General features: G+C 62.4%; 9 protein-coding genes. 1 reads left to right on the top strand and 8 read right to left on the bottom strand.

What is annotated here, in order from left to right:
* The 7 genes from trbJ to ACSHT2_RS33990 are packed head-to-tail and all read right to left on the bottom strand — an operon-like array spanning window position 1 to window position 7,555.
* Window positions 1-753 (bottom strand): P-type conjugative transfer protein TrbJ, encoded by a 753-nt coding sequence (trbJ, locus tag ACSHT2_RS34020; protein ID WP_440639435.1) that lies wholly within the window; start codon window positions 751-753, stop codon window positions 1-3.
* A gap of 27 nt (window positions 754-780) precedes the next feature.
* Window positions 781-3,351: a conjugal transfer protein TrbE gene (gene trbE / locus ACSHT2_RS34015; RefSeq protein ID WP_440639434.1), complete on the bottom strand. Its 2,571-nt coding sequence runs from the start codon at window positions 3,349-3,351 to the stop codon at window positions 781-783.
* Complete coding sequence (locus tag ACSHT2_RS34010; protein ID WP_440639433.1) at window positions 3,345-3,602, bottom strand: VirB3 family type IV secretion system protein; 258 nt, start codon at window positions 3,600-3,602, stop codon at window positions 3,345-3,347. The genes trbE and ACSHT2_RS34010 overlap by 7 nt, the downstream gene beginning before the upstream one ends.
* Window positions 3,602-3,970: a TrbC/VirB2 family protein gene (locus ACSHT2_RS34005; protein ID WP_440639431.1), complete on the bottom strand. Its 369-nt coding sequence runs from the start codon at window positions 3,968-3,970 to the stop codon at window positions 3,602-3,604. The genes ACSHT2_RS34010 and ACSHT2_RS34005 overlap by 1 nt, the downstream gene beginning before the upstream one ends.
* A gap of 17 nt (window positions 3,971-3,987) precedes the next feature.
* On the bottom strand, window positions 3,988-4,971 hold the full coding sequence (trbB, locus tag ACSHT2_RS34000) for a P-type conjugative transfer ATPase TrbB (RefSeq protein WP_440639429.1): 984 nt from the start codon (window positions 4,969-4,971) through the stop codon (window positions 3,988-3,990).
* Window positions 4,964-5,515 (bottom strand): CopG family transcriptional regulator, encoded by a 552-nt coding sequence (locus ACSHT2_RS33995; protein ID WP_440639427.1) that lies wholly within the window; start codon window positions 5,513-5,515, stop codon window positions 4,964-4,966. Before ACSHT2_RS33995 ends, trbB begins: the two co-directional genes overlap by 8 nt.
* 12 nt (window positions 5,516-5,527) lie before the next feature.
* Window positions 5,528-7,555 (bottom strand): conjugal transfer protein TraG, encoded by a 2,028-nt coding sequence (locus ACSHT2_RS33990; protein WP_440639425.1) that lies wholly within the window; start codon window positions 7,553-7,555, stop codon window positions 5,528-5,530.
* Window positions 7,556-8,177: 622 nt separating this feature from the next.
* Between ACSHT2_RS33990 and ACSHT2_RS33985 the strand changes: the two genes are divergently transcribed.
* Window positions 8,178-9,281: a Fic family protein gene (locus ACSHT2_RS33985; protein WP_440639423.1), complete on the top strand. Its 1,104-nt coding sequence runs from the start codon at window positions 8,178-8,180 to the stop codon at window positions 9,279-9,281.
* A 229-nt stretch (window positions 9,282-9,510) separates the two neighbouring features.
* Here ACSHT2_RS33985 and rlxS read toward each other — a convergent pair whose 3' ends face one another.
* Window positions 9,511-11,481: a relaxase/mobilization nuclease RlxS gene (gene rlxS / locus ACSHT2_RS33980; protein ID WP_440639421.1), complete on the bottom strand. Its 1,971-nt coding sequence runs from the start codon at window positions 11,479-11,481 to the stop codon at window positions 9,511-9,513.
* Window positions 11,482-11,735: the final 254 nt, after the last annotated feature.

Genomic DNA, 11,735 nt, shown 5'->3' with positions numbered 1-11,735 from the left:
CTACCTGCCGCCGGTGTAGGCATGGCCATCGCCGATGAAGCGGGTAAATCGCTCCTTCGCCGCCGCCGATGAGGCCTGCTGTTCGGCAGCACGCAACGTGTCCGCGCGCGCCTGGGTCGCCAGAAGTGCCTGGGTCTGCAGCGACTGCTTGATCTGGAAGCCGAGCAGTTCGTTGCCGGACTGTTGAGCCTGTAGCGAGCCGACCGCAGCCGACGAATTGGCCATCAGGGTTCGAAGCGTCTGGCCGTCCTGATCCAGGCTACTGACAATGGCAGATTGAATTGTGAGCGACTGCTTCAGCCCATCGTAGCTATTGTCCCAACGTGATGCCGCATCCAGAACCATCTTGTCGGACGAAACGGCTGCTGCATATTGGCGGGGATACAGGCGTTCAAAATCCTGTTGGGTTTTCTGGACATCGAATGAGATGTTCTTCGCTTGACCGATCAGGCTGTTCATCTGAGTGATCGTCGATGTGAGCTGGCCAACCGCGCTTGTGGGCAGGCTCGTAAGATGCTTGGCCTGATTGAGCAGTGACTGAGCCTGGTTTTCGAGGCTCCTGATCTGATTGTTGATCTGCTCAAGCGCACGCGCGGCGGTCAGGAGATTTTGGCTGTAGTTCGTAGGATCGAAGACGATGTCGAACGCCCCGAGCCGTCGGGATCCGTTCACGGCGATGACGATCGATAGAATTGTCGTTATGATAACTCTTGAGGTTGTGCCCATGAACATGCGACCGGTACTTTCGAGCATGGAAGACTCCAGGGATTGAGGTTGGGGTCAGGCCTTATGGGCCTGTTCGAAGGTGCTGATGAGATTGGCGGCCCAGTTCAGACCGCGTTCGACGAGGTAGCGCTCGGCGAAACGGTGTGGCCCAGTGCGGGCGAGAACGGTGTCAATGGCGCGCTGATCCTCTGGTGAAGAGGCTCCGACGAGCGCGAGCGCCACCGGTCCGAGGCCGAGTTCGAACAGGCGATTGCCGGCGCGGGACTGCAGATAGTAGTCGCGCTTGGGGAAAGCTTCCGCGATCAGGCGGACTTGCGTGTCGTTCAGGCCGAACCGGCGATAGGTCTCGGTCTGGGTCGGCTCCAGCGCACGGGGGTTCGGCAAAAATATCCGGCTTGGACAGGATTCGATGATAGCGGGAGCAATCTGGCTGTCGGCGATGTCTGCGAGCGACTGGGTCGCGAATATCACCGAGACGTTCTTCTTGCGCAGCGTCTTCAGCCATTCGCGAATGCGGCTTGCGAACAGCGGGTCGTCCAGAAACACCCAAGCCTCATCGAGCACCAACAGCGTAGGCCGGCCATCAAAGCGCTCTTCAAGAGTGTGGAACAGATAGGTCAGAACCGGCGCCACCAGGCCGGGCAACGCCATCAGTTCTTCCATCTCGAAGGTCAGCACGTCTGCGCCCGAAAGACGGTCGGAATCTGCATCCAGGAAGCGGCCGTATGGTCCTTCCAGCGTGTAGGGCTGTAGCGCCTGCCGCAGCGCGTCGCGGGCAAGCAGCGCCACGAGCCCGGTCATCGTCCGCTGCGAGACGGGCGCGGACCCGAGGCTCCTCAGCGCCGACCAGAGCGTCTCCTTGACGTCGGGCGTCACAGTCACGCCCTCATGGGCGAGCACGCCGCAAAGCCAGTCTAGCGCCCAGAGCCTTGCTCCCTCCTCCACGACATCCTTGAGCGGCTGGAAGGCGATGCCGCCCTTGGCCCCCAGCTCATACCAGGCCCCCGACAAAGCCAGCGTGGTCACCCGCGCCGATCGGCCCTTGTCAAACGTGATCAGCTGCGCGTTCGGATATCGACGGAATTGAAGAGCGAGCATCGAAAGCAGGACCGACTTGCCCGCCCCCGTAGGGCCGACAATGATGGTGTGCCCGACGTCGCCGGCATGGAGCGACAAACGGAACGGCGTCGCTCCCTTGGTCTTGGCGATCAGAAGCGGTGGGCCATCAAGGTGTTCGCACCGCTCTGGTCCGGCCCATACTGCCGACAATGGGCACATATGCGCGAGGTTAAGCGTGTGAACGATCGGCTGGCGGATATTGGCGTAGGCTTGGCCTGGCAGACCGCCGAGCCAGGCTTCCACGGCGTTAACGCTCTCCCGGATGACCGTGAATCCCCGGCTGTTGATCACCCGCTCGACTGCGCGGATCTTCTCGTCCGCTTGATGCGAATCTTCGTCGCTCACGGTGACGGTCGTCGTGATGTAGCCGAAGGCAACGAGATCGTCGCCAAGCTCGGAAAGCGCCGCGTCGGCGTCGAGTGCCTTGTTGCTGGCGTCGGTGTCGAGCAGCGCAGCCTGCTCGTTGAACATGACCTCCTTGAGGATCGCTGCAAGCGATTTCCGCTTGGCAAACCACTGCCGCCGGTAGCGCGACAGCGTTACGTTTGCCTGCGTACGGTCGAGCGGAATGAACCGGGTCGCCCAGCGGTAGGCAACGCCGAGCCGGTTCAGTTCGTCGAGCAGGCCGGGAAAGGTGACGTGCGGAAAGCCAAGGACGGTCAGAGCACGCAGATGGCTTCGCCCGATGGCCGGCGACAGTCCACCGGTCAGCGGCTCATCGCTCAGGAAGCAATCGAGATAGGCCGGAATCTTGGGAACGCTGACTGGATGGCGCTTGGTCGAGACGCAGCTATGAAGGTAGGTGAGCGTCTCCTCATCATTGAGGGGCCAGATCTCGGGCAAGACTGACGAGAGAAGATCGATGGCCCGGTCGGTTTCCTGGATGAACCTCTGAAGATGATCGCGATAGCCTTTCTGGTTGCTGCCAAATCTCTGCTGGTCGTCAATCTCGCTGTCGCGGACGCCCTCTTGCGCCGGACTTTTGATCGATTGGCCGCGGCGAATGCGCTTCCCCTTTCCACCGACGCTAAGTCTCTCCTTAGGACGCTCCAGAAACAGACCTTCGAGGCGCGAGACCCTTTCGGCAGGCGGCAGGTACATCAAGGTTAGATGCAGCACGCTCTCGAAATGCTGCCCACCGGGGCGAGACGGATCCTCCCATGCCACCCCAGCGGCGCCCGAGAACGCGGCCCGCCGCTCTTCATCGACCAGCCAGGAAACCGGATCGGGAAATTCCGACCGCGGATATTCGCCAGTCGGAATGCGCGTGGCATCGAAGAAGAGAGCCCAGCCTGAACCGAAACGCTTCAAGACATTGTTGACGCGTGAGGTGACGCTCATCAGCTCAGCCTCGGTCGCACTGTCGAGGTCCGGTCCGCGGTAACGTATCGTCCGTTGGAAGCTGCCATCCTTGTTCAGGATGACGCCCGGAGCGATGAGGCAGGCCCATGGCAACCAATCCGCCAGCCGATGGGCATCGCCGCGGAATTCTCTCAGGTTCAGCATGCGAGCCGCCCCTTGTGCTTGGTGTGACGGATGGCGACTTCGACGAAGGCCGGGTCGCGTTTAGCGAGCCATACGGCCGCGCTGTGGCCGATGACCCAGAGGATGATGCCTGCGAGCCAAAGGCGCAGGCCGAGCGCCAGCACGGCCGAGAGGGTCCCGATCAGGATGGCGGCGGCACGCGGGGCGCCGCCGATCAGGATGGGTTCGGTCAACGAGCGGTGGAGCACAAGTTCAAAACCTTCCGCGCGCATCAGATCAGTGCTCCGCCGCCGAACGAGAAGAACGACAGGAAGAAGGAGCTCGCAGCGAAGGCGATAGAGAGGCCAAATACGACCTGGACCATCTTGCGGAATCCCCCGGAGGTGTCGCCGAAGGCCAGCGATATGCCGGTCACTGTGATGATGATGACGGCCACGATCTTGGCGACGGGTCCCTGCACGGACTCCAGTACGCGTTCGAGCGGGGCTTCCCATGGCATGCCTGAACCCGCGGCCTGTGCCGCCGTGACGCTGAGGAGCACGCAGGCCGAGGTCACCGCGAGCTCGACCAGAGGCAATCCGCTGGCCGAACAGAAGCCGCGAAGGCGCGAACGCACGTTGAGAGGCAGTCGAATGGGCATATTACAGTCTCCTTGGGTCAGGGGCGGTGGGAGGTGTTGGGAAGTCCGGGCGGGGTCTCGAGCAGGTAGTCGCCCGACGGATCGAGGCCTTTGAGCTCGGCGACGGCCTCGATGCGCCGTGCGGGTCCCCGCCCCTTGATGAAGACGATCAGGTCGATCGCCTCGGCAATGAGCCGGCGCGGCACGGTTGCGACCGCTTCCTGAATGAGCTGTTCGATCCGGTAGAGCGCGGCTCGTGCCGAGTTGGCATGGACCGTGGCAATTCCGCCGGGGTGGCCCGTATTCCAGGCCTTCAGCATGTCGAGGGCTTCGGCGCCTCTGACCTCACCGACGATGATGCGGTCGGGCCGCAAGCGCAGCGTAGAGCGGACAAGATCGGCAAGGCTCGCTACACCCGGCTTGGTCCGCAGCGTCACGGCGTCCTTTGCCTCGCAGCGCAGCTCACGGGTGTCCTCGATGATGACCACCCGCTCTTCGAGGCCGGCGATCTCCGCAAGAAGCGCGTTGGCAAGCGTCGTCTTGCCCGAGCCGGTGCCGCCGGCGATCAGGATGCTGCGCGCCTCGGTGACCGCAGCGGTCAGTACCTTCGCCATGAACGGCGAGATAATCTGCGCCTTGACGTAATCGGACAGGCGGAATGTGGTCGTTGCGGGCTTGCGGATGGCAAAGCAAGGCGCGAGCGAGACCGGCGGCAAGACGCCTTCAAAGCGTTCACCAGTTTCGGGGAGTTCTGCCGACACGATCGGAGACGAACTGCTCGCTTCGGCCCGCACATGGCTGGCAACAAGCCGGATGATCCGCTCCGACTCCTGCGGCGTCAGAACCACGCCGGTGTCTGCGCGGCCCGTCCCGTGCCGGTCAAGCCAAAGCCTCCCATCGGGATTGACAATGACCTCGACGACATCAGGCTCTTCCAGAGCCAGCGCGATTGCCGGGCCCATCGCGGTCCGCAGCATGCCCCGGCGTCGTTCGCGGGTTTCTGACGAGAGGAGATCAGACATTGCCGACCTCCTCTCGCCCTGCCGGAGAATGCTCCGGCGACTCCCCCGTCGCGCTCTGCGCGCGGGATCCAGTATCGCTGGGTTGGCCGGCTCCCAGAGGGGCGCCCTCCTCGATGTTTCGCATGAAGAGATCCGGCTTGGAGGCGCTGACGCGGTCCATGACGTCGGCGACAAGCCGGCCACCGGAGGCGACGCGTTTGCCGACCTGGGCAACAAACATTTCGAACCGCTCGCGGCCCAGCGCACGCGCTGCATCCTGATCTTGCGAAGGCAGCGGCGGGGTGATGGTCAGGTAATAGCGGATGAATAGTGCGATGGTCTCCGCCAGGACGCTCACGTCGCGGTCGGCTCGCTCCAGTTGCCGGCTCATCCGGTCCAGCCTTCGGATCAGCGCCGCATCGCCGCTGGTGTCCCGCTCGGGGTTGAGAAAGCGATCCAGCGCAGCATCGACAATGGCTGATTTATTGGTCGCCGGGCGCCTGGCCGCTAGCTCAAGCCGCTGCGCCACACTTTCGGTGACATAGGCCGACAGTTTTGGTTTCATCGGGAATGCTCTTCAGAATGAGGGGAGAAGATCGTCATCGTCGCGGGTGACGGCATGGGCTCGGCGTACGGCGCTGGAGGCGGTTGCGGCTCGCTGCATCTGGCTGCGGTCGGCGGCGACGTCGGTCTCGTCGTCGAGCAATCGATCCTCGATGGCGCGAGGCTCGTTCACAGCCGGCGCGGCCTCATCGAACAACGGCAGTTGCTGCTTGAGACCGCCCTCCTCACCGCCCGCCTGCATGAGCTCGCGATACGGCAGGGTCGCTAGACGAAGGTCGGTGGAGCGCACCTGACCATTCCAATTGTCGTGACGTGCCGCCGGCCGGTCGGGATACACGTTGCCCGTCAGGGACGCTGGCTTGCGCAGGCGACGGACGAAATTTGCATCCTCATAGTGCCGCAGCTTGATCGCCCGGACCGGTGCGAGGCCGGAAACCAGGACGATGGCCTGATCGGGAGGCAACTGCATCACTTCGCCCGGGGTCAGCAAAGGACGTGCGGTCTCCTGACGACTGACCATGACATGGCCAAGCCAGGGTGCCAGGCGGTGGCCGGCATAGTTGCGCTGTGCCCGCAGTTCGGTCGCGGTCCCCAGCGCGTCCGAGATTCGCTTGGCAGTGCGTTCGTCGTTGGCGGCGAAGGCGATCCGGACGTGGCAATTGTCCAGGATTGCGTTGTTCTCGCCATACGCCTTTGCAATCTGGTTGAGCGACTGCGCGATCAGATAGGCGCGGATGCCATAGCCGGCCATGAAGGCGAGCGCGCTTTCGAAGAAGTCGAGGCGGCCGAGCGCTGGAAATTCATCGAGCATCATCAGGAGCTGGCGATGGCCACCGCCAGTCACATTGACGTTCAAGGTCTCGGTGAGCCGGCGGCCGATCTGGTTGAGGATCAGCCTGATCAGCGGCTTGGTGCGGCTGATGTCCGACGGCGGAACGACGAGATAGAGCGTGACAGGCTTCTCGGCGCTCACGAGGTCGGCGATGCGCCAATCACAGGATTCGGTGTTTCGGCTGACGACGGGATCGCGGTAAAGCCCGAGAAAGCTCACGGCGGTCGACAGAACACCGGATCGTTCGTTTTCGGACTTGTTGAGCAGCTCTCGTGCGGTCGCGGCGACGACGGGGTGCACTTTCGGCTCGGCCTCGGTGCCGAGGTGATTGGTCGCCAGCATGATCCTGAGCGTCTTCTCAAAGGACTGCGCAGGGTCGGCTAGGATCTCGGTAACGCGGGTGAGCGTCTTCTTCTCTTCCGCGTAGAGAACGTGGAGAATGACACCGACCAGGAGCGAATGACTGGTCTTTTCCCAATGGGTTCTGCGTTCGAGCGCCCCTTCGGGGTCGACAAGGATGTCGGCGATGTTCTGGACGTCGCGGACTTCGGCTGCCCCTTTGCGCACCTCGAGCAGCGGATTGTAGCGGGCGCTTCTCGAGTCTGTGGGGTTGAACAGCAGGCAGTGCGAAAACGTTGAGCGCCAACCGGAGGTCAGTTCCCAGTTTTCGCCCTTGATGTCATGTACCACCGCCGACGACGTCCATGACAGCAATGTCGGCAACACCAATCCCACGCCCTTGCCCGACCGGGTCGGCGCAAAGCACATGACGTGTTCCGGTCCATCGTGGCGCAGATATTTGTTCTCGATACGGCCCAGAAACACGCCCTTGGCTGCGAAGAGGCCGGCCTGCTTGATCTCTTTGGGCGTCGCCCAGCGCGCTGAGCCGTAAGTCGTCACGAGCTGATTTTGCCGCGCCCGCCACACCGAGTTGAGGATTGCAAACAGTGCGCCGGCGATGCCGCCAGCCGCGGCAATCGCCCCGCCCTCTTCGAAGATTTCGGGGGCGTATGCCTCGTAGGCAAACCACCATTCGAATAGTCTCCAGGGCAAATAGACCGGATAACCTGCAACCATGAACCAGGGCGCGCCAAGCCGCTCCTGAAAACCGAGAGCAGCCGCAGTCCATTGCGTTGCTCCCCACGTCGAGACGATGACGATGCCAAAGACGACAGTGATCTGACCGATGTAGATTTTTGCTGGAAACATCTTCCGCCCCACTCACTCGCGTTAGCGAGCGCGGTGAGATGAAAAGCGGGAGAGCTCAAGCATTCAACCGGAATAAAAATCGCGGTCAGCAACGAGATCCGTGTCGATCAAGCTCGTCTGTGAGAGATCGATGATGGGCCAGTTTCAGCGTGGTTGAGGAAGCGCCTCAATAGAAGGTGAGCGGCCTGACCAAACTGGATCAATCGTCTGGCTCAGCTGATTGCTCAGCTCACCGACGTTGCAAGCAAGGAAGCGAGCGCCGAATCGTACGGACTCGTTGGCGCGTCGTTTCTCGAATTTGCGGCATCAACTGAGAATCCGAAGACGGGGCCGGTTATGCGCGTTCTGCGAAACGAATAGTTTCGCGCGAGAGAACGGCCCCTCAGCTATCGCGGTGATGGCCGTTCGGGCGCCACGGCCAAGTGATCGTCGCAACCGACATTAACGCATCGGGGGTTTGGACCCGTGAAGCGTCGGGCGCGAAGTCGTAAAGGAAACCGCAACCATGCCCAAGGTCCTGCTCGATGCGGAGAATAGCCGCTCTATTCTCCGCATAAATTGCGGCGAATTCCCTTGCGGATGCGGAGAATAGCGACCATATTCTCCGCAAGGAGTGCGGAGAATGCCAGGTTATATCCACCAACTAACTGATTGGCCTCGCTTTTTTTGGGATCCGGATGCCCTGGCGAAGCTGCTCGCGGCTGTCCGGCTTCGACAGGGCCAGCTCATAGGCCGAATGCAGACCCTGGGTTTCGCACAGCAGGAAGAAGCTGTCCTAACCACCCTGACGGAGGAAGTCCTCAAGTCCAGCGAAATCGAGGGAGAGAAACTCGACAAGGATGCGGTGCGCTCTTCGCTTGCGCGTCGCCTCGGCATGGATGCGGGCGCCTTGCCGTCGGCAGACCGCAATGTCGAAGGCGTTGTCGAGATGATGCTCGACGCCACGCAGAAGTTCAAAGCTGAGCTCACCGCGGAGAGGCTGTTCGGCTGGCATGCGTCGCTCTTTCCGACAGGCCGCAGCAACCTGAAGAAGATCGCGGTGGGAGCCTGGCGGGATACGTCGGCAGGACCGATGCAGGTTGTCTCAGGCGATTATGATCGTGAGCGCGTTCACTATGAGGCGCCCACCGCCGAAAAGCTCGATGATGAAATGACCGCGTTCCTGAAATGGTACAACACCGAGGAGAAGATCGATCCCGTAATTAAAGCTGCGATCGCGCATCTCTGGTTCGTGACCATCCATCCTTTCGAGGACGGCAATGGACGTATCGCGCGCGCCATCGCCGACATGTCCCTCGCCCGCTCTGAAGGAATTCCGCAGCGCTTCTACAGCATGTCGGCTCAGATACGCAGCGAGCGGAAGACCTACTACGACATGCTGGAGAGCACCCAGAAGGGCGACCTCAACGTCACGCCTTGGCTTGAGTGGTTCCTAGGCTGCCTCGAGCGCGCCTTCACAGGAGCTGAGACCATTCTCGCAGCAGTGCTTGAAAAAGCCGACTTCTGGAAACGGCATGCCGCAGCCCGGATCAATGAGCGGCAGCGCGACATGTTGAACCGCCTACTGGACGGGTTCGAGGGCAAGCTGACATCGAGCAAATGGGCAAAAATCGAAAGGTGCTCGCCCGACACTGCCTTGCGCGACATCCAGGACCTCGTTGATCAGGGCATTCTCGCCAAGGACGAGGGCGGTGGCCGAAGTACAAGTTATTCGCTCGTCGCTTGATGCCGTTGCTGGCGGCGAGCGCATCCCTCGGATCGTCCAGCTTTTCCGGCGATCATTCAACCCGGCAGCCACCGCTCCGCGGGCGCGGAGGCCCCGCCGCGAGTTATACTATTCTCGCGAAGATAGTATAACCATCAAGAGTTTCAGCGCGTTGCACGCGATTGCGAGAGCTTTGCGCGAACCGCCTCGCCGAAGAAATGAGCTGGCCTCCGCCAGCAGCCCAGCGCCCTTAGCGTCCAATTCCGCGTTTGATGCCGATCGACCAGGATATGCCATCTCCGCCCACGCTGCCGGTGACTAACTGCCCGCGGGTCCGCTCCAACACCGGCCGCCAAGGCACCAGCGTGAAGTCATGGGACCGCTCGATCAGCGCATAGCGGCCGCTGTTCAGCGTCAGCATGCGCCGGTAGACACCCGCGATATTGTCGCCGGCCTTGGCGTCGAGATGCTCAAGTCCCGTTCGCGCAGCAATATCTGCGGCTACCCGTTTGAGTTCACGCGCCTCGAGGGTCCGCAACAGATCCCGCGCATATCGCACCTGACCATCCTGCTCGCGCGCAAGCCCCTGCTCGATCAGCCATTGCCGTCTCGCCCGCATGGCGGCCTCGACCTCAGCACCCATTCCGCTCGGCCCCAGCACCTCGCGCGTCTTGGCGACAAGCTGACGATCGAGCCAGGTCGCGCCCACCGCTTGCGGGAGATCCTCAAGCCTCTGCCATGACAGCACGGCAACCCGCACAGGATGGCGGGCGCGCTGGCGGCTCTCATACTGAAGCGCTCGATCAAGGTGATCTTCACCCACCGCCCAGCTCCCGTCACTGAGCCGTCTGACCATGCCCTCCTGCCGCATCGCTTCCAGACGCCGCACATGGGATGCGACATATTCGCTTGAGGCCTGCGGGTCGAACTGGCGATGAAGGTGGTCGCTGTAACGGCCGTCATTGGCGGCGGCGATCTCCGCGATGGTTCGATCGATCTGGCGCGGCTCCCCGGCGCGAGAGCTGAGCTCGACAATCGTGTTCCGGACCGGTGGCTCATCCTGGCCGGAGAGGCTGCCGATCTCCGCATAGTGCGTCCGCCCGTCGATGCTATCCACGACGACATAGCGGCGCTCCCTCAGCTCGTCCGCAAATCCCTCACCGAGGACACGCCCGACCAGCCGTTGGCTGCTCTGTCCTGGATCGAAGATCGTGTAGCCGCCAGGGGCCCGCGACAGTCCAGCCGCGGCAAGCTCGCGATGCATGGTCTTGATGATATCGCCCCGCTCGCCCATGCGCCTGAGCTTTGCCTCGAGGGCCGCATTGATCCGCCACTGGCCGGGGCCGGTCTCCTCCGCAAGTCCCATCCGCTCGAGCGCTCGTAGCCGCCCCATCCGGGCGGCCTGCCAGACAGGATCCCTTGCCGGCATCGCACGGAGTTCAAGGGCGCCATCCGGCGCATCGCGCACGATGGCCCGATCAAGGCGCGTGAACCGCTCGGCCGTCACCTCCTGCTGGAGCTTGCGCGTGGCCTCGATCTCCGTCTCCGGACCGAGCTCCCGCGTGATGAGATCGGCGGCCCGCGCCCGCAGGCCATGAGAGATATAGTCGCGGGCGATCACGAGGTCCTGCCCTTCGTCATCCCTTCCGCGAAGGACGATATGACTATGGGGATGCCCCGTGTTGAAATGATCAGCTGCGACCCAGTCGAGCCTGGTGCCGAGGTCACTCTCCATCTGTCGCATCAGGTCGCGGACGAAGGGCTTCAGGTCGGAGAGTTCCGCGCTATCCTCGGGCGCCACAATGAACCGGAACTGGTGGCGATCTCCCTCGCTCCGTTCCGTGAAGGCCTTGCCGTCGGCACGATCGTTGGCGGCATCGTAGAGCTCACCCGGCTCACCCTCCCGCGTGACGCCGTCGCGCTGCACATAGCGCAGATGGGCCCGAACGGCGCCGGCATTGCCGGCCTTGATGCGCACGATGCGCGCCTTGATCACGACCCGGCGCTGGCCCTTGGCTCTCGCTGACCCGGCCAGCACCGTCCCTTGCGCGTGCCCCCGACCTATTCGGCCACCGGAGAAGTTCGACGCACGGCGCGAACTGACGCCGGCCTTGTCTGCCGCCTGACGTACGCGCCGCAAATAGCTGATTGCTTTCCTGGCTCTGCGATTGCCTATCCGGCCCAGCTTGACTTCGAATTCGTCGTCATCGACGCCGTACATGATCCGGCCTCTCCGCTAGCGAAGGCCGCGGATATGTGAAGCGGACGAACGTTTGCCAAGACGCAGACGTAATCAACGAACGATAGCATTGCCTTCGGCCCTAGCTGCCGCCATCGCAGCCTGCGGTGGCGCCAACTCTTGGATGTGCAGACAACGGCTTAGGCGCTCCGTAGCGCCAGTGCTTTTATCTTGCGCTACAGCTTCGTCCTCATGTGTGTTTGGCCTGACTTTGCTCAAATTGCCATGTTGATCCA

The sequence above is a fragment of the Bradyrhizobium sp. PUT101 genome, from assembly GCF_052043945.1.
In the GTDB taxonomy this organism is placed as follows: domain Bacteria; phylum Pseudomonadota; class Alphaproteobacteria; order Rhizobiales; family Xanthobacteraceae; genus Bradyrhizobium.
The sequence above is the reverse complement of the archived record's forward strand: the minus strand, read 5'-3'. Positions and strand labels throughout refer to the sequence as shown.